General features: G+C 55.9%; 20 protein-coding genes. 14 read left to right on the top strand and 6 right to left on the bottom strand.

The window, feature by feature from the left end; genetic code table 11:
* Nucleotides 1-252: 252 nt before the first annotated feature.
* On the top strand, nt 253-696 hold the full coding sequence (gene holC / locus RT197_RS21730) for a DNA polymerase III subunit chi (protein ID WP_312953314.1): 444 nt from the start codon (nt 253-255) through the stop codon (nt 694-696).
* Nucleotides 696-3,551, top strand: a complete 2,856-nt coding sequence (gene valS, locus RT197_RS21725) for a valine--tRNA ligase (protein ID WP_312953313.1) — start codon at nt 696-698, stop codon at nt 3,549-3,551. Before holC ends, valS begins: the two co-directional genes overlap by 1 nt.
* Before the next feature lie 16 nt (nt 3,552-3,567).
* Here the strand turns inward: valS and RT197_RS21720 are convergent, their stop codons facing one another.
* Entirely contained in the window at nt 3,568-4,059 is a 492-nt protein-coding gene (locus RT197_RS21720) for a DUF898 family protein (protein WP_312953312.1), read from the bottom strand.
* A gap of 203 nt (nt 4,060-4,262) precedes the next feature.
* Here RT197_RS21720 and RT197_RS21715 point away from each other — a divergent pair, with 203 nt between their 5' ends.
* Nucleotides 4,263-4,766 carry a GNAT family N-acetyltransferase gene (locus RT197_RS21715; RefSeq protein WP_312953310.1) on the top strand — a complete coding sequence of 168 codons (504 nt, stop codon included), beginning with the start codon at nt 4,263-4,265 and terminating at the stop codon, nt 4,764-4,766.
* A 202-nt stretch (nt 4,767-4,968) separates the two neighbouring features.
* Here RT197_RS21715 and RT197_RS21710 read toward each other — a convergent pair whose 3' ends face one another.
* Genes RT197_RS21710 through rraB form a run of 3 tightly spaced genes read right to left on the bottom strand, consistent with a single transcriptional unit; the run spans nt 4,969 to nt 6,934 of the window.
* Nucleotides 4,969-5,691 carry a topoisomerase II gene (locus RT197_RS21710; protein ID WP_312953308.1) on the bottom strand — a complete coding sequence of 241 codons (723 nt, stop codon included), beginning with the start codon at nt 5,689-5,691 and terminating at the stop codon, nt 4,969-4,971.
* Nucleotides 5,692-5,700: 9 nt separating this feature from the next.
* Entirely contained in the window at nt 5,701-6,465 is a 765-nt protein-coding gene (gene miaE / locus RT197_RS21705) for a tRNA isopentenyl-2-thiomethyl-A-37 hydroxylase MiaE (RefSeq protein ID WP_312953306.1), read from the bottom strand.
* Between the two features lie 49 nt (nt 6,466-6,514).
* Entirely contained in the window at nt 6,515-6,934 is a 420-nt protein-coding gene (gene rraB, locus RT197_RS21700; protein WP_312953304.1) for a ribonuclease E inhibitor RraB, read from the bottom strand.
* Nucleotides 6,935-7,099: 165 nt separating this feature from the next.
* Between rraB and argF (RT197_RS21695) the strand changes: the two genes are divergently transcribed.
* Nucleotides 7,100-8,104 carry an ornithine carbamoyltransferase gene (argF, locus tag RT197_RS21695; protein WP_312953302.1) on the top strand — a complete coding sequence of 335 codons (1,005 nt, stop codon included), beginning with the start codon at nt 7,100-7,102 and terminating at the stop codon, nt 8,102-8,104.
* Between the two features lie 45 nt (nt 8,105-8,149).
* Here argF (RT197_RS21695) and RT197_RS21690 read toward each other — a convergent pair whose 3' ends face one another.
* Nucleotides 8,150-8,602 carry a YhcH/YjgK/YiaL family protein gene (locus RT197_RS21690; protein ID WP_312953301.1) on the bottom strand — a complete coding sequence of 151 codons (453 nt, stop codon included), beginning with the start codon at nt 8,600-8,602 and terminating at the stop codon, nt 8,150-8,152.
* A gap of 663 nt (nt 8,603-9,265) precedes the next feature.
* Between RT197_RS21690 and arcA the strand changes: the two genes are divergently transcribed.
* From arcA to ridA, 10 genes are all read left to right on the top strand, one after another.
* A complete protein-coding gene (gene arcA, locus RT197_RS21685; protein ID WP_312953300.1) occupies nt 9,266-10,486 on the top strand; it encodes an arginine deiminase in 1,221 nt (406 codons plus the stop codon).
* Nucleotides 10,487-10,496: 10 nt separating this feature from the next.
* Nucleotides 10,497-11,432 (top strand): carbamate kinase, encoded by a 936-nt coding sequence (gene arcC / locus RT197_RS21680; protein ID WP_312953298.1) that lies wholly within the window; start codon nt 10,497-10,499, stop codon nt 11,430-11,432.
* A gap of 22 nt (nt 11,433-11,454) precedes the next feature.
* Nucleotides 11,455-12,459, top strand: coding sequence for an ornithine carbamoyltransferase (gene argF / locus RT197_RS21675; protein ID WP_312953296.1), 1,005 nt, complete (start codon nt 11,455-11,457; stop codon nt 12,457-12,459).
* Nucleotides 12,460-12,505: 46 nt separating this feature from the next.
* On the top strand, nt 12,506-13,909 hold the full coding sequence (locus RT197_RS21670; RefSeq protein WP_312953295.1) for a YfcC family protein: 1,404 nt from the start codon (nt 12,506-12,508) through the stop codon (nt 13,907-13,909).
* A 279-nt stretch (nt 13,910-14,188) separates the two neighbouring features.
* Nucleotides 14,189-14,668 carry an ArgR family transcriptional regulator gene (locus tag RT197_RS21665; protein WP_312953294.1) on the top strand — a complete coding sequence of 160 codons (480 nt, stop codon included), beginning with the start codon at nt 14,189-14,191 and terminating at the stop codon, nt 14,666-14,668.
* Between the two features lie 98 nt (nt 14,669-14,766).
* On the top strand, nt 14,767-14,904 hold the full coding sequence (pyrL, locus tag RT197_RS21660) for a pyr operon leader peptide (RefSeq protein WP_312953293.1): 138 nt from the start codon (nt 14,767-14,769) through the stop codon (nt 14,902-14,904).
* A gap of 2 nt (nt 14,905-14,906) precedes the next feature.
* On the top strand, nt 14,907-15,842 hold the full coding sequence (gene pyrB, locus RT197_RS21655) for an aspartate carbamoyltransferase (RefSeq protein WP_312953292.1): 936 nt from the start codon (nt 14,907-14,909) through the stop codon (nt 15,840-15,842).
* A gap of 10 nt (nt 15,843-15,852) precedes the next feature.
* Nucleotides 15,853-16,314, top strand: coding sequence for an aspartate carbamoyltransferase regulatory subunit (gene pyrI, locus RT197_RS21650; RefSeq protein WP_312953290.1), 462 nt, complete (start codon nt 15,853-15,855; stop codon nt 16,312-16,314).
* 186 nt (nt 16,315-16,500) lie between these two features.
* The gene (gbpA, locus tag RT197_RS21645; RefSeq protein WP_312953289.1) at nt 16,501-17,967 is read left to right on the top strand and encodes an N-acetylglucosamine-binding protein GbpA; all 1,467 of its coding nucleotides are present in this window, start codon (nt 16,501-16,503) and stop codon (nt 17,965-17,967) included.
* A gap of 1,087 nt (nt 17,968-19,054) precedes the next feature.
* A complete protein-coding gene (ridA, locus tag RT197_RS21640; RefSeq protein ID WP_312953287.1) occupies nt 19,055-19,441 on the top strand; it encodes a 2-iminobutanoate/2-iminopropanoate deaminase in 387 nt (128 codons plus the stop codon).
* A 62-nt stretch (nt 19,442-19,503) separates the two neighbouring features.
* Here the strand turns inward: ridA and mgtA are convergent, their stop codons facing one another.
* On the bottom strand, nt 19,504-22,212 hold the full coding sequence (gene mgtA, locus RT197_RS21635; RefSeq protein WP_312953286.1) for a magnesium-translocating P-type ATPase: 2,709 nt from the start codon (nt 22,210-22,212) through the stop codon (nt 19,504-19,506).
* Nucleotides 22,213-22,288 lie beyond the last annotated feature (76 nt).

Below are 22,288 nucleotides of genomic sequence, written 5' to 3'. Positions count from 1 at the left end.
TCCCCGGCCCTCTCCCTCAAGGGAGAGGGAGAAAACCGGACGTCACCACGAACGCGGGCTGTTCCCTCTCCTGGGGGAGAGGGTTAGGGAGAGGGCGTTTGTGGCTCGTCCTTAAGGCAGAAGACGAAAACCCAACGGCCCTGCCCATGGAATAACGTAAGATAACTGAATAATTCCCTGAACATCGGGATAGCGTAAGACAACTGCCCCCGGCAGAGAGAGGGCGTCTATCCCCCCAACTAAGCAGAGCCTATGAAAAACGCAACGTTCTACCTTCTGGACAACGACACCACCACGGATGGCTTAAGCGCCGTCGAGCAACTGGTGTGTGAAATTGCCGCAGAACGTTGGCGGGCAGGCAAGCGCGTGCTCATCGCCTGTGAAGACGAACCGCAGGCGATCCGCCTCGACGAAGCGCTGTGGGCCAGGCCAGCGGACAGTTTTGTCCCGCATAATCTGGCCGGTGAAGGCCCGCGCGGCGGTGCGCCGGTGGAAATCGCCTGGCCGCAAAAGCGAAACAGCAGCCCGCGCGATATTTTAATCAGCCTGCGCACAAACTTTGCAGATTTTGCCACCGCTTTCACAGAAGTGGTAGACTTCGTCCCTTATGAAGAATCTTTGAAACAACTGGCGCGCGAACGCTACAAAGCCTACCGCGTGGCTGGTTTTAACCTGAATACGGCAGCCTGGAAATAATGGAAAAGACATACAACCCGCAAGATATCGAACAGCCGCTTTACGAGCAGTGGGAAAAGCAGGGCTATTTCAAACCTAATGGTGATGAAAGCCAGGAAAGCTTCTGCATCATGATCCCGCCGCCGAACGTCACCGGCAGCTTGCATATGGGTCATGCCTTCCAGCAAACCATCATGGATACCATGATCCGCTACCAGCGCATGCAGGGCAAAAACACCCTGTGGCAGGCGGGAACCGACCATGCCGGTATCGCCACCCAGATGGTGGTTGAGCGTAAAATCGCTGCCGAAGAAGGTAAAACCCGCCATGACTATGGCCGCGATGCCTTCATCGACAAAATCTGGCAGTGGAAGGCGGAATCCGGCGGCACCATTACCCGCCAGATGCGCCGCCTCGGCAACTCCGTGGACTGGGAGCGCGAGCGCTTCACCATGGACGAAGGTCTTTCCAATGCCGTGAAAGAAGTCTTTGTCCGCCTGTATAAAGAAGATCTGATTTACCGTGGCAAGCGCCTGGTCAACTGGGACCCGAAACTGCGCACCGCGATTTCCGATCTGGAAGTGGAAAACCGCGAGTCGAAAGGCTCTATGTGGCATATCCGCTATCCGCTGGCCGACGGCGCGAAAACTGCCGACGGTAAAGATTACCTGGTGGTTGCCACCACCCGCCCGGAAACCCTGCTCGGTGATACCGGCGTGGCGGTTAACCCGGAAGATCCGCGTTATAAAGATCTTATCGGTAAATTCATCGTGCTGCCGCTGGTTAACCGCCGCATTCCGGTTGTCGGCGATGAACACGCCGATATGGAAAAAGGCACCGGCTGCGTGAAAATCACCCCGGCGCATGACTTTAACGACTATGAAGTCGGCAAACGTCATCAGCTTCCGATGATCAACATTCTGACCTTCGACGGTGATATCCGTGAAAGCGCCCAGGTCTTTGATACCAAAGGCGAAGAGTCTACGGTCTATTCCAGCGACATCCCGGCGGAATTCCAGAAGCTGGAACGCTTTGCCGCGCGTAAGGCGGTGGTTGCCGCCGTTGACGCCCTCGGCCTGCTGGAAGAGATTAAACCGCACGACCTGACCGTACCTTATGGCGACCGTGGCGGCGTAGTTATTGAGCCGATGCTCACCGACCAGTGGTACGTGCGTGCTGACGTGCTGGCGAAACCGGCCGTTGAAGCGGTTGAGAACGGCGATATTCAGTTCGTGCCGAAGCAGTACGAAAACATGTACTTCTCCTGGATGCGCGATATTCAGGACTGGTGTATCTCCCGCCAGCTGTGGTGGGGCCACCGCATCCCGGCATGGTACGACAACAACGGCAACGTCTACGTTGGCCGCACCGAAGACGACGTGCGTCAGGAAAATAACCTCGGCGCTGACGTTGCGCTGCGCCAGGACGAAGACGTACTCGACACCTGGTTCTCCTCCGCGCTGTGGACCTTCTCCACCCTCGGCTGGCCGGAAAACACCGACGCGCTGCGTCAGTTCCACCCGACCAGCGTGATGGTGTCCGGCTTCGACATCATCTTCTTCTGGATTGCCCGCATGATCATGATGACCATGCACTTCATCAAAGATGAAAACGGCAAGCCGCAGGTGCCGTTCCATACCGTCTACATGACCGGTCTGATCCGCGATGACGAAGGCCAGAAGATGTCTAAATCCAAAGGCAACGTTATCGATCCGCTGGATATGGTGGATGGTATTTCGCTGGCGGATCTGCTGGAGAAACGTACCGGCAACATGATGCAGCCGCAGCTTGCTGAGAAAATCCGCAAGCGCACCGAGAAGCAGTTCCCGGACGGCATCGAGCCACACGGCACCGACGCCCTGCGCTTCACCCTGGCGGCGCTGGCCTCAACCGGTCGCGACATCAACTGGGACATGAAGCGTCTGGAAGGCTACCGGAACTTCTGTAACAAGCTGTGGAACGCCAGCCGCTTCGTGCTGATGAATACCGAAGATCAGGATTGTGGCTTCAACGGCGGCGAAATGACCCTGTCGCTGGCGGATCGCTGGATCCTCGCCGAATTCAATCAGACCATCAAAGCGTACCGCGATGCGCTGGATAACTTCCGCTTCGATATTGCGGCGGGCATTCTGTACGAATTCACCTGGAACCAGTTCTGCGACTGGTATCTGGAGCTGACCAAGCCGGTCATGAACGGCGGAACGGAGGCTGAACTGCGCGGCACCCGTAACACGCTGGTGACGGTGCTGGAAGGTCTGCTGCGTCTGGCGCATCCGATTATTCCTTTCATCACGGAAACCATCTGGCAGCGCGTGAAGGTCATCAAAGGCATCAACGCCGATACCATCATGCTGCAACCGTTCCCACAGTACGACGCAGCGCAGGTCGATGCCGCAGCGGCGTCTGACACCGAATGGCTGAAGCAGGCGATTATCGCGGTGCGTAACATCCGCGCCGAGATGAACATTGCGCCGGGTAAACCGCTGGAGCTGCTGCTGCGCGGCGCGAGCCAGGATGCGGTACGTCGCGTTAACGACAACCGCAGCTTCCTGCAAACTCTGGCGCGTCTGGAAACCATCACCGTGCTGCCTGCCGATAATAAAGGCCCGGTTTCGGTGACCAAAATCATCGACGGCGCAGAACTGCTGATCCCAATGGCAGGTCTGATCAACAAAGACGATGAGCTGGCGCGTCTGGCGAAAGAAGTGGCGAAAATCGACGGTGAAATTAGCCGTATCGAAAGCAAACTGTCTAACGAAGGCTTTGTGGCGCGCGCACCGGAAGCGGTGATTGCCAAAGAGCGTGAGAAGCTGGAAGGTTACGCCGAAGCGAAAGCGAAGCTGATCGAGCAGCAGGCGGTAATTGCCGCGCTGTAATCGCCAACGCGGTACGTCACAGCAAAAGGCCGGGCAATTGCCCGGCCTTTGTATTTTCAGAGTGGCGGCAGCGCCTGAACCCTCCCCCGCGAAATGCTCGCCACAAATCCGGTACGGCATTCCGTGATAGCTCAGTTGAACGAAAGCAAATGCGCCCGTCAGCCAGCGAGACAATAAAAAAAGACAGCAGGCCGATTCCAGCCAGCATCAATAAAATCCCCGCCACCGGGTGCACTAAATTCATCAGCACTAAAACGCCAATAGACCAGGCGATAACAATAAAAATGCTTAGCCCAATATTGCCGCCGGTCATACCCCAGGAAAAAGGCTGACCGTTAACTTCCATCCTGCAATAAATATAGCGACGGCATTTCATTAGCGCCCAGGGCAGATAAATCCCCGGCGTGATAATGCATAATAAAAAACTCACTAAACAATTGGGAAAATATTTACCGCCGTCACCACGGAAGACAAACGGGTGATTATGAGCAGCCGTTTTATTTATCATTTACTGCATAAAACATCCCTGAATTAATAAATCCATAACCAGAATAAATACTTCCCGTCAGAGACTGCGCTGGCGGGAATACGATACCCTCTGACATTATCGGCTGAAAAAAGATTTTTGCCGCTCTGTAAGTGACTTGCGCTGCCCCCATGAGAATGGTATTAAATCAATGTATAAATATGTGATGTGTATTGGGTAATGTTATGAATGTAGTTGCGCCGCAAACCCTCGCGCTGCGTCGCCTGACGCTTAATGATAATTCGGCTATCGCCGCCGTCATTCGTCAGGTTTCCGCTGAATATGGTCTTACCGCTGACAAAGGCTATACGGTAGCCGATCCCAACCTGGATGAGCTGTATCAGCTCTATAGCCAGCCGGGCTACGCTTACTGGGTGGTCGAACAGGATGGGAACGTCGTGGGCGGCGGCGGGGTGGCACCGCTGGCCTGTAGCGAGCCGGATATCTGCGAGCTACAGAAGATGTATTTTTTGCCGTCGGCGCGCGGTCAGGGGCTGGCAAAAAAACTGGCGCTGCTCGCGCTGGATCATGCCCGCGAGCAGGGTTTTACCCGCTGTTATCTGGAAACCACGGCGTTTCTGAAAGAGGCGGTAGGATTGTACGAACATCTCGGCTTCCGCCATATTGACGGCCCGCTCGGCTGTACCGGGCATGTGGATTGTGAAGTCAGGATGCTAAAAGATCTTTAAAGCGCCCGCGCGCGGCTTTTCTTCTCTGCGATAAAAAACGGCTGGAAACCGATACGGGCTCCAGCCGTTTTGCTTATTCAGCCATGCGACAAATAAAGTGGTTTATCCATTGATATGGATTCGGCAAAAACGGCGCTGAAACAATAAAAAGCGCCGCTCAAAAGATAAAATCCGGTTCAGGGTCTTGTCGACCCTGAATCTATTATTTCGCTGAATCAATCGCGAAACGAATCACGCCTGCGGCTTTATCCTGCGGCAATTTCAGGACGTTATTCCACAGATCCTGAACAATATTACAGGTGATCTTCTCTTTACCCACGCCGGTGCGCGGATCGGACATGATCGACAAATCCGCACCGTATTTCTGGCTCAGCGCCTGAGCAATCGGCTGAATATCCTGCTGCGCATCCCGCCGCTCCTGTGGCGTAACGGTATGCTTATTCGGGCCGACGGCGGCGCGCATCATTGCGGCGTCGGTTTCCATGCGGCGATTAAACATTTCCTGCGACACAATACGCACCGGGTTAATCCCGCCCTTCACTTCCGGGAACAAGAAACGGTAGCAGTCATCATCACTGGATTTTTGCACCGCTGCGGTCTGCTCCATATTGATTTTCATATAGGCCACCACGTTTTCATCCGGCGCGGTTTGCAGACGCTTCATTTGCAGATTCAGCACCTGCGGTTGGATCTCATCAACAATTTCCTGCTCTTTTTTGCCTTCCTTTTGCATCGTCAGCGCGCGCTGGCGGATCTGCTGCCAGAGCTGCGGATCCTGCTCTTTCAAAACCTGGTAGGTGGGCATCGTCCCGACAATCTCGTCGAACTTTTGATCTTCCGTTTTAGACGAGGATCGGCTGGCGAGCCAGAAGAAGGCAACGAAGGCGATAACCCCGGCCAGCACTGCGATGTGCCATTTTTTCATGTGATTTCCTTAAACGTATACCGGGACGCCGCTGTGAAAACGAAATTCGTCGTCCGGGCGGGTAATGAGCGCCGCTTCGATCTCCCCAAAATGGCGCACGCGTGGTGCAATATCCTCACCCGCTATCTGCTGCGCCAGCGTCAGGTAATCCTGATAGTGACGCGCTTCAGAACGCAATAAAGAGAGGTAAAACTTCTGTAGATCCTCTTCCAGATGCGGCGCAAGTGCGGCAAACCGCTCGCAGGAGCGCGCTTCGATATAAGCCCCGCAAATCAGTTTGTCGATAAGCGTCAGCGGCTCGTGAGTGCGCACTTCTTTGAGCATGTTCTTAGCATAGCGGCTGGCGGTAATTTTGACGTAGGGAATGTTACGTGCCGCCATCGCCTCGCGCACCTGCCAGAAATGGTGTAGTTCCTCTTTGATTAATAACACCATACTGTCAATAAGCTGGCGACCCCACGGATCGTCGGTGCGCGGCATAACGCTTTTACCAATTTGTTTATGCAGCGCGATAAAGTCCGGCTCCGGCCCTTCACGGAAGGTAAAAGCTTCATACGGTTGCAGCCATGCCAGCAGTTCATCGCCGCCGCGTTTATCGGCAACATATTTACGCACCAGCAGCATCGCGGTTTGCGCGGCTTTCAGTTCGCAAACCATGTGGTCGGTCAGCAGCAGGGGGAGATTCGCCGGATCGCGGGCTTTATCGATCCACGGCTGGGGCGTTTTACAGAGCAGAAATTGATTAATCGGGGAGAGTATATGCAGGTAATCCATGAATCATCCTGAAAGCGCGGCAGACGGGCTGCCGCACCGGAGTTAAGACTTAGTGACGCACGCCGTCGTCGTCTTCATCTTCATCGAGATCGTCTTCATCGCCTTCTTCAGCGTCAGGATCTTCAAAGTAAGTGCCCCAGCCGTCATATTCAACGTTGAATTTTTCAGCCAGGTTCATCAGTTGCTCGACCTGCGCGTCGATCAGATCGGCGTTAAGGGCGCATTCGCTGAGGATGTCACAGCAGATCACCGTGTCGCCCTCTTCCACTTCCAGCTCTTCCGGCTCGGTGACTTCGTAGCCCAGCTTGAAGGCTTCAACCGCAAATTTCTCCAGCGTGTCGAAATCGTCGGCGGAAAGGTGATGCTCGATGGTGTACAGGGCATCAGGATCGCTGCCGTCTTCAATCAACTCTTCAATCGTTAAACGCGTCTCTTCGCGCTGCTCTTCCAGGTATTCCGGGTTTGCCATGGCTGATTCCTCATAAATTGCCGCAGTTACTTATATTGTCACACACCGCTGACATTGCCTCCAGCCGATCCAGCAAAGATTTCTGAAATGGGGTTGCAATTGCATATTCATACATATAAATTGAATTTTAATTCAATAAGTGACCTGTGTCATGAGAGGGAAAAGATGACTTCGTTCTATCAGAAACACGTTCTAAAACTGCTCGACTTCACGCCTGCTGAAATTCATACGCTGCTGCAACTCGCCGCTAAACTAAAGGCGGATAAAAAACAGGGCCAGGAAATACAAAAGCTTAGCGGTAAAAACATCGCGCTCATCTTCGAAAAAGACTCGACCCGCACCCGATGCTCTTTCGAAGTTGCCGCATACGATCAAGGCGCACGGGTCACCTACCTTGGCCCCGCCGGAAGCCAGATTGGGCATAAAGAATCAATTAAAGATACCGCGCGCGTGCTGGGCCGGATGTACGACGGCATTCAGTATCGCGGCCACGGTCAGGAAGTCGTCGAGACGCTGGCCGAATTTGCGGGCGTGCCGGTATGGAACGGCCTGACCAACGAATTTCATCCCACGCAGCTACTGGCGGATTTACTCACCATGCAGGAGCATCTGCCGGGGAAAGCGTTCAGCGAGATGACGCTGGTGTATGCCGGTGACGCGCGCAACAACATGGGTAACACCATGCTGGAAGCGGCGGCGCTGACCGGGCTGGATCTGCGTCTGGTTGCGCCAGAGGCCTGCTGGCCGGAAGCCAGCCTGGTTGCGGAATGCAAAGCGCTGGCAGCACAGACCGGCGGTAAAATTACCCTGACCGACGATGTCGCCAGCGGAGTGAAAGGCGCGGACTTTATTTATACCGACGTCTGGGTCTCGATGGGGGAAGCGAAAGAGAAATGGGCCGAACGTATCGCCCTGCTGCGTGATTACCAGGTCAACAGCCACATGATGCAGCTCACCGGCAATCCGCAGGTCAAATTCCTGCACTGCCTGCCCGCATTCCACGACGATCAAACCACGCTCGGCAAGCAGATGGCGCAGGACTTTGGTCTGCATGGCGGGATGGAAGTGACCGACGAAGTATTTGAGTCCGCCGCCAGCATCGTGTTCGATCAGGCGGAAAACCGGATGCACACCATCAAAGCGGTAATGGTGGCGACCCTGGCGCAGTAAAACCCTCCCCGGAGCGCGCGACAAACCCGCGCGCTCTGGTCACTCTCATTCCACCAGCAGTTTCACCACCACTTTACGCACCTGGGCAGGCACGCCAACGGCGCACAGCGGCTTATGCACTTCGCCCGGATAAAACACCACAAAATCCCCTTCGTTCAGCACCACGGTTTTTTCCTCTTTACCTTCCGGCAGGAAGGCAATGTCTTTATCCGCCAGCCAGTCGGTTTCCGGCGTCGCAGGCGGCTGGGTGCTGAAGGTCATCCCTTCCTGGCCTTTTAAGACGATCTGGATATCAAGATAGCGCGCATGGTACTCCGCCCGACGCTGCGCAAACGGCTCGGTGGTATCTTCCGAGACCAGATAAAACAGACGGCTGCCGTCGATATCATGCTTACCGGTCGCCGTGGCATCGGTAACGTGCGCTTTAATGTGCTCAATCGCCTGACGCAGTTCCTGCGGCAGCCAGCTTTGCAGATGGTGAATGTTGCCAACGATCATGGTTCAACCCCTTAATTAAAACAGCGTTTCATCTCCAACCGTTATACGAAAAATCCCCCAATCCTGCCAGCGGTTTTTAATGAAGGTTTGCGATAGCGCATGTTTATTGGAAAGATCATTAACCGGGTGTTATGCACTTTTGATCTTTATGCACTTGTTATGCATAACTCCGACAGGCGGTTAAGAGAAGAAAACATTAATCATCTGAAAGTATTACCTTTATCATAAAAACCACTGACCGCTCACACTTTGCTGTCCCTGCTTTTTGCAGTAAATATGCATGATTATTTATCGATTTAGCTTAAGTCCTGAATAATAATCTGATGATTTTGCATAACATCAAGATCGTTAATATTTTAATGATATTTTTCAATGAGATAGTGCGTCCTGCCGTCTGCCTTCCCTCAACATGTTATTAACAATACAGAATAATCCAGGACATAAAAGCGTATTCATTCATTTTTAAAGCATGACAAAATAACTATTTCCTGACCGCTATCATAAATTATTAATAAATCGCTCCAGCGCTTATTTCGCGTGATGACTGTCACATTTTTACCTGCCAGATAATTTAATCTCCCAGCCGAACAACAACGTTATCCATTAGCCGCGAAATATTTTCGCCGCCCCCTTTTTATTCTTAAAAAGAAGTAAGGAACAATCATGGAAAAACATTATGTCGGTTCTGAAGTCGGGAAATTACGCAGCGTAATGCTCCATCGCCCCAATCTTAGTCTTAAAAGACTGACGCCCTCTAATTGCCAGGAGTTGCTTTTTGACGATGTGCTCTCGGTGGAGCGCGCGGGAGTCGAGCACGATATTTTTGCCAGTACCCTGCGCGATCAGGGCGTGGAAGTGCTGCTGTTAACCGATCTGCTCACCCAAACGCTTGATATTGCTGATGCCAAAGGCTGGCTGCTGGAGACGCAAATCTCTGATTATCGCCTCGGTCCTGGCTTTGCCTCCGACGTTCGCGGCTGGCTGGCGGATTTACAGCATCGGCAACTGGCGCGTCATTTAAGCGGCGGGCTGACCTACGGTGAAATTCCCGCCTTTATTAAAAATATGGTGGTCGATACTCACGACGCTAATGACTTTATTATGAAGCCATTGCCGAATCATTTATTTACCCGCGACACGTCCTGCTGGATTTATAACGGCGTATCTATTAACCCAATGGCCAAAGCGGCTCGCCAGCGTGAAACGAATAATCTGCGTGCTATTTATCGCTGGCATCCGGCTTTTGTCGGTGGCGATTTTATTAAATATTTTGGCGATGAAAATATTAATTACGATCACGCCACGCTTGAAGGCGGCGATGTATTAGTGATTGGCCGTGGCGCGGTGCTGATTGGCCTGTCAGAACGCACGACGCCGCAGGGCGTGGAGTTCCTGGCAACCTCGCTGTTTAAGCATCGCCAGGCCGAACGCGTGGTGGTGGTCGAACTGCCAAAACATCGCTCCTGTATGCACCTCGATACGGTGATGACGCATATCGATATCGACACCTTCTCCGTCTACCCCGAAGTGGTGCGCAAAGAGTCGCAGTGCTGGACGCTCACCCCGGACGGGCGCGGCGGCCTCGAGCGCCACCAGGAAACCAGCCTGCTGCACGCCATTGAAAAAGCGCTGGGGCTCGATCAGGTACGGCTGATCACCACCGGCGGCGATGCCTTCGAAGCCGAGCGCGAACAATGGAACGACGCCAACAACGTGCTGACTCTGCGCCCCGGCGTGGTGATTGGCTACGAGCGCAACATCTGGACCAACGAAAAATATGACAAAGCCGGGATCACCGTGCTGCCCATTCCCGGCGATGAGCTGGGACGCGGACGCGGCGGCGCGCGCTGCATGAGCTGCCCGCTTGAACGCGACGGAATTTAAGGAGAACGCCATGGACATGAAACCCACTCTGGTTGTCGCGCTGGGCGGCAATGCCCTGCTCAAACGCGGCGAGCCGCTGGAAGCAGAAATCCAGCGCAAAAATATCGACCTCGCCGCACGCACTATCGCCCGCCTGACCCGCCAGTGGCGGGTGGTGCTGGTACACGGCAACGGTCCGCAGGTCGGGCTGCTGGCGCTGCAGAACAGCGCGTTTGACGCCGTTGCGCCCTACCCGCTGGACATTCTCGGCGCGGAAAGCCAGGGAATGATTGGCTATATGCTTCAGCAATCACTTAAAAATCATCTGCCGGAGCGCAACGTCAGCGTGCTGTTAACCCAGGTCGAAGTCGATCCTGGCGACCCGGCATTCCGCCGTCCGACCAAATACATTGGCCCGGTGTATGACAAGCAGCAGGCCGACGCGCTGAAACAGGAAAAAGGCTGGGAGATGAAAGCCGACGGTGCCTGGTTCCGCCGCGTCGTCCCCTCGCCCCTGCCGGTGCGGATCGTCGAAAGCGACGCCATCGAAGCACTGATTGCGCGTGACCATCTGGTGATCTGCAACGGCGGCGGCGGCGTGCCGGTGGTGCATAAAGCCGATGGCTACCACGGTATTGAAGCTGTCATCGACAAAGACCTCTCCGCCGCACTGCTGGCGCGCCAGCTTCACGCCGACGCGCTGCTGATCCTTACCGATGCCGACGCGGTGTACCTCGACTGGGGCACCGCCACCCAGCGCCCGCTGGTGCAGGCCACGCCTGCGTTGCTGAAAGAGATGGCCTTCGACGCCGGATCGATGGGGCCGAAAGTCGCCGCCTGCTGCCGCTACGTTGAAGAGTGCCATGGCATCGCCGGGATCGGCGCGCTCGCCGATGGCCCGGACATTCTGGCAGGTGAAAAAGGCACCCTGATCCGCCTCGAAAACACCGCGCAACCCGCTTACTGACTTCGCCTGAAAGGACAAAAAAATGACTATTTCTCTGAAAAACCGTAACTTTCTTAAGCTGCTGGATTACACGCCCGCTGAAATCCAGTTCCTGATTGACCTCGCTGTTGAACTGAAAAAAGCCAAAAAAGCCGGGCAGGAAAAGCAGACCCTGAAAGGCAAAAACATCGCCCTGATTTTTGAAAAAACCTCCACCCGTACCCGCTGCGCGTTTGAGGTCGGCGCATTCGATCAGGGCGCGCAGGTGACGTATCTGGGGCCGAGCGGCTCGCAGATTGGTCATAAAGAGTCGATGAAAGACACTGCCCGCGTGCTGGGACGGATGTATGACGGCATCGAGTACCGGGGCTACGGCCAGCAAATTGTCGAAGAGCTGGGCGCGCACGCTGGCGTACCGGTATGGAACGGGCTGACCGATGAATTCCATCCTACCCAGATCCTCGCGGATTTGATGACCATGCTGGAACATGCGCCGGGCAAAACCCTGTCCCAGTTACGCTTCGCTTATCTCGGCGACGCGCGCAATAACATGGGCAATTCCCTGATGGTCGGAGCCGCCAAAATGGGCATGGACATCCGCCTGGTCGCGCCCAAATCCTTCTGGCCGGAAGAGGCGCTGGTCGCGCAGTGCCGCACCATCGCCAAAGAAACCGGCGCGCGCATTACGCTTACCGATGACGTTGAAGAAGGCGTGTACGGCGTGGATTTCCTCTACACCGACGTGTGGGTGTCAATGGGCGAGCCGAAAGAAGCCTGGGCCGAGCGCGTCAGCCTGATGAAGCCTTACCAGGTCAACCGGCAGGTGATCGATGCCACCGGCAATCCGCAGGTGAAATTCATGCACTGCCTGCCCGCATTTCACAACGAGCACACCAAAATGGGTCGCGAAATTGAAATCGCTTACGGGCTGAAAGGGCTGGAGGTGACGGAAGAGGTGTTTGAATCGCCGCACTCTATCGTCTTCGACGAAGCGGAAAACCGGATGCATACCATCAAAGCGGTGATGGTGGCGACACTCGGCGACTAACATCATGCCCGGCGTGCCGCAGGGTACGCCGGGCAAGGAGAGCACCATGAGCACCTTTAAATTTCCTTCCGCCTATACCATTTTGTTTGTTCTTATCGCGCTGGTGGCCATCCTGACGTGGATTGTCCCGGCCGGGCAATATCATATGGCGATGAACGAGGCGCTGGGTAAAGAAGTCCCGGTGGCGGGCACCTACGCCAGCGTCGCCGCCCATCCGCAGGGGATCATCGCGGTATTAATGGCACCGATTAGCGGGCTGTACGATCCTGAAACCGGGCAGGCCGGGGCCATCGACGTGGCGCTGTTTATCCTGATCATCGGCGGTTTTCTCGGCATTGTCACCAAAACCGGAGCCATCGACGCGGGCATTGAGCGCGTGACTTTTCGCCTGCGCGGGCATGAAGAATGGATGATCCCGATCCTGATGGCGCTGTTTGCCGCAGGCGGCACCATTTACGGCATGGCGGAGGAATCGCTGCCTTTTTACAGCCTGCTGGTGCCGGTGATGCTGGCGGCCCGTTTTGATCCGCTGGTGGCGGCCTCGACTATTCTGCTGGGCGCGGGGATCGGCACGCTGGGCTCGACGATCAACCCGTTCGCCACGGTGATTGCCGCCAACGCGGCGGGCATTCCCTTCACGGCGGGGATCGCCCTGCGCATTGCGCTGCTGGTGGTGGGCTGGATCATCTGCGTTGGCTGGGTGATGCGCTACGCCCGTAAAGTGCGACAGGATCCATCCTGCTCGATTGTGGCGGATAAGCAGGAAGAAAACCTGACCCATTTTCTGGGCAACAAAGGATCTGATTTGCTGGAATTCACCGCCGTGCGCAAACTGATCCTGCTGATCTTCGCTCTCGCCTTCGCGGTGATGATTTATGGCGTGGCGGTACGCGGCTGGTGGATGGCGGAGATCTCGGCGCTCTTTCTTGGCGCGGCGGTGATCGTCGGGGTCATCGCCCGGATGAGCGAAGAGGAGCTGACGTCCACCTTTATTAACGGCGCGCGGGAATTACTGGGGGTGGCGCTTATCATCGGTATTGCGCGTGGTATTGTAGTGATTATGGATAAGGGAATGATTACGCATACTATTTTGCACAGCGCCGAAGGGATCGTTAGCGGCTTATCGAGCATTGCGTTTATCAACGTGATGTACTGGCTGGAAGTGGTGCTCTCGTTTCTGGTGCCCTCTTCTTCCGGTCTGGCGGTGCTGACCATGCCGATCATGGCACCGTTAGCTGACTTCGCAGGCGTACAGCGCGAACTGGTGGTCACGGCTTATCAGTCCGCGTCCGGCATTGTGAATCTGGTGACGCCGACGTCAGCGGTGGTGATGGGGGGGCTGGCGATCGCCCGCGTCCCGTACGTGCGTTATCTGAAGTGGGTTGCGCCCCTGCTGGCGATCCTGACGCTGGTTATTATGGCGGCCTTAAGCCTGGGGGCATTACTATAGGCGTGCTGAAGACAAACAAGTCCGCTGGCTGACAGGATAAGCTCTGATTATTTCTACTATACCCTAAATAATTCGAGTTGCATGACAAAACACGGAGTGTTTTGAACAGCGCTTGCGCTGGCCCACCGGGCGAGGTCTGCAAGACCGAGTAACGCGGCGACGCAGTGAATCCCCAGGAGCTTACGCCAGTAAGTGACTGGGGTGAGCGAGTCAAGCCAACGCACAAGCAACTTGAAGTATGACGGGTATAAAACCCTCTGATACAGACAGGATTAAAATATGAAGGAATATGGTGAATACTCCGCCAAAGAACAACTTCAGCTTACCGTTTGCCAGCGATTGATCGCAGAAAAGCGTTACCTTTCTCAGGAGGAGATTCGCCGTGATTTACAGTTGCACGGATTCGATAACATCAGCCAGTCCACCGTCTCGCGCCTGCTGAAATTACTGGGCGTGATCAAGATCAGGAACGCCAAAGGACAAAAAATTTATTCGGTGAATCCGCAACTGCGCCCGGTGCCGGATGCCGCCCGCTCCGTCGCCGATATGGTGGTCAGCGTGGAGCACAACAGCGAATTTATCCTTATCCATACCGTCGCGGGATATGGCCGGGCGGTGGCGCGAATTCTGGATTATCACGCGCTGCCGGAAGTGCTCGGCATCGTGGCGGGTAGCAGCATCGTCTGGGTCGCGCCACGGGTGGTGAAGCGTACCGCGCTGGTTCACAAACAGATTAATTACATTCTGAAAATGAATTAATATTCAATAGAACCGTTTGCGTTGAATAAAATCGGCATTAATCGCTTGATCCCGACATAGAGGTGAGTATAATCGCCGACAATTTGCCGGGAGGAAGCATGGTCCATAGCCTACGACACACTGTCTTAGCGCGTCTGAAACAGGGCGCAGGCCAGCCGTTTTTCTTCCCGTTGCTCAACGTATTCCCAAAGCCCCTCATTGCAGGGGCTTTTTTTTGCCCAGGCGTCAGGAGATAAACATGGCTAATCCGTTATTTCAAAGACATATCATTTCCATAAACGATCTCAGCCGCGAGGAGCTTGAGCTGGTGCTGGCAACGGCAGCGAAACTGAAAGCCAATCCGCAGCCGGAGCTGCTGAAGCATAAAGTGATCGCCAGCTGTTTCTTTGAGGCTTCCACCCGCACCCGTTTGTCCTTTGAAACGTCCATGCACCGCCTGGGTGCCAGCGTCGTCGGCTTCTCCGACAGCAGCAATACCTCGCTTGGCAAAAAAGGCGAGACGCTGGCGGACACCATTTCGGTGATCAGCACCTACGTGGACGCCATCGTCATGCGCCATCCGCAGGAAGGTGCGGCGCGGCTGGCGACCGAATTTTCAGGCAATATCCCCATCCTCAACGCGGGCGATGGCGCAAACCAGCACCCGACGCAGACCCTGCTGGATCTGTTCACCATTCAGGAAACCCAGGGACGTCTGGAAAATCTGACGATTGCGATGGTCGGCGATTTAAAATATGGCCGCACCGTGCATTCGCTGGCGCAGGCGCTGGCGAAGTTCAACGGCAACCGCTTCTGCTTTATCGCCCCGGACGCACTGGCGATGCCGCAGTACATTCTGGATATGCTCGATGAGAAAGGCATCGCCTGGAGCGTCCATCAGGCGATTGATGAGGTGGTGGCCGAGGTAGATATTTTGTATATGACCCGCGTACAGAAGGAGCGCCTCGACCCGTCCGAATACGCCAACGTCAAAGCGCAGTTTGTCCTGCGCGCCAGCGACCTGCACGACGCGCGCGACAATATGAAAGTGTTACATCCGCTGCCGCGTATTGATGAGATCGCCACCGATGTCGATAAAACGCCGCACGCCTGGTATTTCCAGCAGGCCGGTAACGGTATTTTCGCCCGCCAGGCGCTGCTGGCGCTGGTCCTCAATCGCGATTTTGCACTGTAAGGAGATCCTCATGACCCATGATAATAAACTCCAGGTTGAAGCCATTAAGCGCGGCACCGTTATCGATCATATTCCCGCCCAGGTGGGCTTCCGCCTGCTGACGCTGTTCAAACTGACCGAGACCGAGCAGCGCGTGACCGTCGGCCTGAATTTACCGTCGGGCGCGATGGGCCGCAAAGATATCATCAAGATTGAGAATACGTTTCTGACCGATGAGCAGGTCGACCAGCTCGCGCTGTATGCGCCGCTGGCGACGGTCAACCGTATCGACGACTATGAAGTGGTAGGGAAATCGCATCCTAAGCTGCCGGAACGCATCGACGCGGTGCTGATTTGCCCGAACAGCAACTGCATCAGCCACGCCGAGCCGGTCAATTCCAGTTTTAGCGTAAGAAAACGCACCAGTGATATTGCCCTGAAGTGTAAATACTGCGAGAAAGAATTCTCACACCAGGTCGTTCTGGCAAATTAAATAGCCTGTAAGCACACCCTGATCCGGTGTGCTTTATTTTTCCTGTCATTAAATCCTGATTACGCATCATAATAAAAAGAGTGAAAAATCAACCATATCATTAAATATCAGCACGCTGAACGGTGATTGAAATTTATATTCCAGATTAATAAACTCGACAATTATTTATTATTCAGGGAATGGATTATGAAAATTAAGCACGTTTCGCTATGCCTTGCGGCATTATTTTTTAATACATCAGTATTTGCTCATGGCTATGTAGAAGCGCCGGCAAGCCGCGCCTATCAATGTAAATTGGGTAAAAATAGCGGCTGCGGCTCCGCGCAGTGGGAACCGCAAAGCGTGGAACAAACCAGCGGCTACCCGGCGGGTGACGTCCCGCCGGACGGAAAGCTGGCGAGTGCAGGTAAAGACCGTTACGGCGAACTGGATCAGCAAAGCCCGACGCGCTGGGCAAAAACCCCCATCACCAGCGGCAAGTTTGATTTCGTCTGGTATCACACTGCGCCGCACCGCACCACCAACTGGCGTTATTACATTACCAAACAAAACTGGGATCAAAATAAGCCGCTGACGCGCGCCGCGTTTGAAGACACCCCGTTTTGTGAAATTGACGGTAACGGTAATACCCCGGCCATTCGGGTGACGCATTCCTGCAATGTTCCGCAGCGTACCGGTTATCAGGTCGTTTATGCGGTATGGGAAATTGCGGATACCACCAACAGTTTTTATCAGGCCATTGACGTTGATTTCGGTAACGGCGACGGCACCAGCGGCGATGAGCACGCCCATCATAATAACTGGGCCAAAGAGCTGAACGGTTTAATTGCCGGGGAAGCGCTGAAAGCAGGCGATCACGTCGTGGCTAAATTCTTCAACGCCCAGGGCGAAGTCACCTCGTTGCGTACCTCGCTGACCATTGCCAGTGATGAAAAAGGTGCCAGCGACCAGTGGACCTGGGATTTGGCAACCGCCATCAACGCGGCACATTCGCAGATCCGCGCGGGGGTGAAGGACGCGCACGGCATGGTTGAACCTATCCACGGCGCGAACCCGGTCTATGCTAACGAGGGCAGCGATCTGGACACCATGATCCTTTACTATGGCGATGAAGTGGTCGTCCAGTCGTTAACGGTTTCAGACGTCAGCGCCAGCAAAATTGATCAGGGCAAATCCACCATCACCCTGCGGGCAACGGCAGAAGGCTCGGTCCTCCTTGATGCGAACGTCAGCGATCACAGCGGCAATCAAAAAGGCCGCGTTCAGCGTCCGTTAAAGGATGAATCAAAAACCCTGACCATGAATCTCGTTGATGCGCACGCCGGACATCATATGCTGCGCTACTACGGTTATGATGAGAGCGGTGAAATCGTCAGCCAGGGCGTGATCGACTTGATGCTGGAAGAAAAAGCCGCGCAGCCGGAACCGACGCCAACGCCAGCTCCGGGCATTAAATACAACTACGAATTCCCGAAAAACCTGGCGTCCTATAAGGCCGGCACTCGCGTGCTCCAGCCAAAAGACGGTAAAGTGTACCAGTGTAAGCCGTTCCCGTTCAGCGGCTACTGCGTCCAGTGGAGCCCGTCGGCGAACCAGTACGAGCCGGGCGTCGGCTTCGCATGGAAAATGGCCTGGACGGTGGTAACTCAATGATCACTGTGATGCAGGTCAGTGGATAGCACGCCTCCCCCCTCTCCCCGACCCTCTCCCTCAAGGGAGAGGGAGAAAACCGGACGTGACCACAACGTCGGGCTGTCCCCTCTCCTGGGGGAGAGGGTTAGGGTGAGGACGTTCACGCGGAGGAAGGAGGATAAACGCTTCCCCCTCTCCCCGGCCCTCTCCCGCAAGGGAGAGGGAGAAAACCGGACGTGACCACAACGCCGGACTGTTCCCTCTCCTGGGGGAGAGGGTTAGGGTGAGGGCGTTCACGCGGAGGAAGGAGGATAAACGCTCCCCCTCTCCCCGGCCCTCTCCCTCAGGGGAGAGGGAGAAAACCGGGCGTAACCACAACGCCGGGCTGTCCCCTCTCCCTCAAGGGAGAGGGGAGAAAACCGGACGTGACCACAACGCCGGGCTGTTCCCTCTCCTGGGGGAGAGGGCTAGGGTGAGGGCGTTAACGCGAAGGAAGGAGGATAAACGCTTCCCCCTCTCCCCGGCCCTCTCCCTCAAGGGAGAGGGGGAAAACCGGACGTGACCACAACGCCGGACTGTTCCCTCTCCTGGGGGAGAGGGGAGAAAACCGGGCGTGACCACAACGCCGGGCGGTCCCCTCTCCTGGGGGAGAGGGTTAGGGTGAGGGCGTTCACGCGGAGGAAGGAGAATAAACGCTCCCCCCTCTCCCCGACCCTCTCCCTCAGGGGAGAGGGGGAAAACCGGGCGTGACCACAACGCCGGGCTGTTCCCTCTCCTGGGGGAGAGGGTTAGGGTGAGGGCGTTAACGCGGAGGAAGGAGGATAAACGCTTCCCCCTCTCCCCGACCCTCTCCCTCAGGGGAGAGGGGGAAAACCGGACGTGGCCACAACGCCGGGCTGTTCCCTTTCCCTCAGGGGAGAGGGGAGAAAACCGGACGTGACCACAACGCCGGGCGGTCCCCTCTCCTGGGGGAGAGGGTTAGGGTGAGGGCGTTCACGGCTACGCTCTCTGCTACAGGAACGAGACCCTGAAAGACTTTTTCTCCTGCCGCCTTAATGTTTGTATAATGCCCCCCACTGGAACACATCGAATAACTTCAGGAGAAACTATGTCTAAAACTATCGCGACGGAAAATGCACCGGCAGCTATCGGCCCGTATGTTCAGGGTGTGGATCTTGGCAGCATGATCATCACGTCCGGCCAAATCCCGGTCGATCCGAAAACCGGCAGCGTGCCGGATGACGTTTCCGCCCAGGCGCGCCAGTCGCTGGAAAACGTGAAGGCCATTGTTGAAGCCGCTGGTCTGAAAGTGGGTGATATCGTTAAAACCACCGTTTTCGTTAAAGATCTGAATGATTTCGCCACCGTTAACGCCACCTATGAAGCGTTTTTCAATGAGCACAACGCCACCTTCCCGGCGCGCTCCTGCGTTGAAGTGGCTCGTCTGCCGAAAGACGTGAAAATTGAGATTGAAGCGATCGCTGTACGTCGCTAATGACATAATCCAGGCGTCATGCCTGGATTATTCACCTTTATTGCATCATCTCCTGAAGCAGATTATTGCCAGCCGTAGCGGCGGCTATACATCCCTTTGACCAACTGGGTCAGCGTCATATATCCCGCCAGAATCGCTATCAGCCACGGGAAATAGCTGAGCGGCAGCGCCTGAAGCTGAAGATATCCCGCCAGCGGCGAGAACGGCAGCGCGATGCCCATCACCATCACCAGCAGCGTCATCAACATCAGCGGCCAGGCGGCGCGGCTTTGAATAAACGGCAGGCGGCGGGTGCGGATCATATGCACTATCAGCGTTTGCGACAGCAGCCCCACCACAAACCAGCCGGACTGGAACAGGGTCTGCGCCTCCGGGGTGTTGGCGTGGAACACCCACCACATCAGGCAAAAGGTGAGGATGTCGAAGATCGAGCTGATCGGGCCGAAGAAGATCATAAAGCGCCCCAGATCGGCCGGGTTCCAGCGCTGCGGCCTGCGGATCTGCTCGTCGTCCACGTTATCAAACGGGATCGCCACCTGGGATACATCGTACAGCAGGTTCTGGATCAGCAGATGCAGCGGCAGCATCGGTAAAAACGGCAGAAAAGCGCTCGCGACCAGCACGCTAAAGACGTTACCAAAGTTAGAGCTGGCGGTCATTTTGATGTATTTCAGCATGTTGGCGAACGTGCGGCGTCCTTCAATAACCCCCTCTTCCAGCACCATCAGGCTTTTTTCCAGCAGGATGATATCCGCCGCCTCGCGGGCGATATCTACCGCGCCATCCACTGAAATACCGATGTCCGCCGCCCGCAGCGCGGGCGCGTCGTTAATGCCGTCGCCCATAAAGCCGACAACGTGCCCTTCCCGCTTCAGCAGCGTGACGATCCGCTCTTTATGCAGCGGCGTCAGGCGGGCAAACAGCGTGGTGCGCTGCGCAAGACTCGCCAGCTGGTCGTCGCTAAGCCGCTCAATATCGCTGCCCACCACCACTTCACCCGCGTCCAGACCGACGTCGTGGCACACTTTCGCCGCCACCAGTTCACTGTCGCCGGTGAGAATTTTAACGGTGATACCGCTGGCTTTTAGCGCTTTCAGCGCCGGAGCAGTGGTCTCTTTCGGCGGATCGAGGAAGGCGATATACCCTTCGAGGATCAGATCAGATTCATCAATCCGCTGATAGTCGCCTTCCCGCGCCGGGAGAATTTTGGTCGCCACGGCCACCACCCGCAGCCCCTGGCGGTTAAGGGTGTCAGTTACGCGCTTCACCCGGCGCAGCATTTGCGCATCCAGCGGCACGATCTCGCCGTTGTGACGAACGGATGCGCAGACGCTAAGGATCTCCTGCAATGCGCCCTTACAGATAAGCTGATGCACCTCTGGCTGCTCGCTGACCACCACCGACATCCGGCGGCGTTCAAAATCAAAGGGGATTTCATCTACCTTCTGCCAGCGGGTGGAAAGTCCGCGCGCCGCGTCTTCCTCCACGCCCTCCAGCACGGCGGTGTCGAGCAGGTTTTTCAACCCGGTCTGGTAGTGGCTGTTGAGCCATGCCGCATGCAGCACGCGCTCGCTGGCGCGCCCGGAAATATCGCTGTGGGTTTCCAGCACGATTTTATCCTGGGTCAGAGTCCCGGTTTTATCGGTGCAGAGAATATCCATTGCGCCAAAGTTCTGAATGGCGTCGAGGTGTTTGACGATCACTTTCTGCCTGGACAGCTTTACCGCCCCGCGCGCCAGCGTTGAAGTGACGATCATCGGCAGCATTTCCGGGGTCAGGCCGACCGCCACCGACAGCGCGAACAGCGCCGCTTCCCACCAGTCGCCTTTGGTGTAGCCATTAATCAGCAGCACCAGCGGCGTCATGACCAGCATAAAGCGGATCAGCAGCATACTGACGCGGCTGATACCTTTCTGGAAGGCATTTGGCTCGCTCTGCTGCTCGCTCACCCGCCCGGCCAGTTGACCAAACCAGGTGCTGCCGCCGGTCGCGATCACCAGCGCCTGCGCCGTGCCGCTCACCACATTGGTGCCCATAAAACACAGGGTGTCGCATTCGAGCGGGTTGCTCTGCCGCGCATCGCGGGTGCGGGCCACTTTCTCAACCGGCAGCGATTCGCCGGTCAGCGAGGCCTGAGCGACGAACAGATCGCGCGCCTGAAGCACGCGCAGATCCGCCGGGATCATATCCCCCGCCGCCAGCTTGATCACATCGCCCGGCACCAGTTGATCGATGGGCAGTTCGATCCAGCCGTTCTCCCCTTTTTCATTTTTCACCCGCAGTACCGTGGCGGTGTTGCTGACCATCGCCTTCAGCGCGTCGGCGGCTTTGGTCGAACGCGCTTCCTGCACAAAATTAAGCAGCGTTGAGATCCCCACCATCAGGCCAATCACGCCCGCCGCAAAGAGATCTTCCGTGGCATAGGAAATCATCCCCAGCACGGTCAGCAGCAGGTTGAACGGGTTGCGATAGCAGATCCACAAATGCACCCACCACGGCGACGGTTGCTCCGCCGGAAGCTGGTTTTCCCCGTGACGGGCGCGGGCGGCCTCAACTTCCGCCGCGTTCAGCCCTTCCGGGTGGCTGTTAAAGGCTGACCACAGATCGCCTTCGCGCATCGCCGCCACCTTCAGACAGCGTTCGCTCAGTGACGCCGGGACCGGCCCGACAGTGAGATTTTTTGCCTCCGGCAGCGGATCGCGCTGCACCAGACGGCGGGGTAAATGACGGTTCAGCCGGGCAAATAGCTGACGGGTGATATTGATAAACATAATAAGTCCCTCCGCGCCCGTTACCAGCGGGCGCAGAAAATCCTTCAGGCACAGCCTGACAGGTAGCCGATTAACT

The organism is Superficieibacter sp. (assembly GCF_032071645.1).
Taxonomy (GTDB): domain Bacteria; phylum Pseudomonadota; class Gammaproteobacteria; order Enterobacterales; family Enterobacteriaceae; genus Superficieibacter.
The sequence above is the reverse complement of the archived record's forward strand: the minus strand, read 5'-3'. Positions and strand labels throughout refer to the sequence as shown.

Bases quoted from the DNA above. Each gene is read 5' to 3' on its own strand.
- mgtA (WP_312953286.1), bottom strand. From the start codon at position 22,212: ATGTTTATCAATATCACCCGTCAGCTATTTGCCCGGCTGAACCGTCAT.
- rraB (WP_312953304.1), bottom strand. From the start codon at position 6,934: ATGGCAAACCCGGAATACCTGGAAGAGCAGCGCGAAGAGACGCGTTTA.
- RT197_RS21720 (WP_312953312.1), bottom strand. From the start codon at position 4,059: ATGATAAATAAAACGGCTGCTCATAATCACCCGTTTGTCTTCCGTGGT.
- RT197_RS21690 (WP_312953301.1), bottom strand. From the start codon at position 8,602: ATGATCGTTGGCAACATTCACCATCTGCAAAGCTGGCTGCCGCAGGAA.
- valS (WP_312953313.1), top strand. From the start codon at position 696: ATGGAAAAGACATACAACCCGCAAGATATCGAACAGCCGCTTTACGAG.
- arcC (WP_312953298.1), top strand. From the start codon at position 10,497: ATGGACATGAAACCCACTCTGGTTGTCGCGCTGGGCGGCAATGCCCTG.
- RT197_RS21710 (WP_312953308.1), bottom strand. From the start codon at position 5,691: ATGAAAAAATGGCACATCGCAGTGCTGGCCGGGGTTATCGCCTTCGTT.
- RT197_RS21665 (WP_312953294.1), top strand. From the start codon at position 14,189: ATGAAGGAATATGGTGAATACTCCGCCAAAGAACAACTTCAGCTTACC.
- pyrL (WP_312953293.1), top strand. From the start codon at position 14,767: ATGGTCCATAGCCTACGACACACTGTCTTAGCGCGTCTGAAACAGGGC.
- holC (WP_312953314.1), top strand. From the start codon at position 253: ATGAAAAACGCAACGTTCTACCTTCTGGACAACGACACCACCACGGAT.
- arcA (WP_312953300.1), top strand. From the start codon at position 9,266: ATGGAAAAACATTATGTCGGTTCTGAAGTCGGGAAATTACGCAGCGTA.
- miaE (WP_312953306.1), bottom strand. From the start codon at position 6,465: ATGGATTACCTGCATATACTCTCCCCGATTAATCAATTTCTGCTCTGT.
- pyrI (WP_312953290.1), top strand. From the start codon at position 15,853: ATGACCCATGATAATAAACTCCAGGTTGAAGCCATTAAGCGCGGCACC.
- argF (WP_312953296.1), top strand. From the start codon at position 11,455: ATGACTATTTCTCTGAAAAACCGTAACTTTCTTAAGCTGCTGGATTAC.
- ridA (WP_312953287.1), top strand. From the start codon at position 19,055: ATGTCTAAAACTATCGCGACGGAAAATGCACCGGCAGCTATCGGCCCG.
- RT197_RS21670 (WP_312953295.1), top strand. From the start codon at position 12,506: ATGAGCACCTTTAAATTTCCTTCCGCCTATACCATTTTGTTTGTTCTT.
- gbpA (WP_312953289.1), top strand. From the start codon at position 16,501: ATGAAAATTAAGCACGTTTCGCTATGCCTTGCGGCATTATTTTTTAAT.
- pyrB (WP_312953292.1), top strand. From the start codon at position 14,907: ATGGCTAATCCGTTATTTCAAAGACATATCATTTCCATAAACGATCTC.
- argF (WP_312953302.1), top strand. From the start codon at position 7,100: ATGACTTCGTTCTATCAGAAACACGTTCTAAAACTGCTCGACTTCACG.
- RT197_RS21715 (WP_312953310.1), top strand. From the start codon at position 4,263: ATGAATGTAGTTGCGCCGCAAACCCTCGCGCTGCGTCGCCTGACGCTT.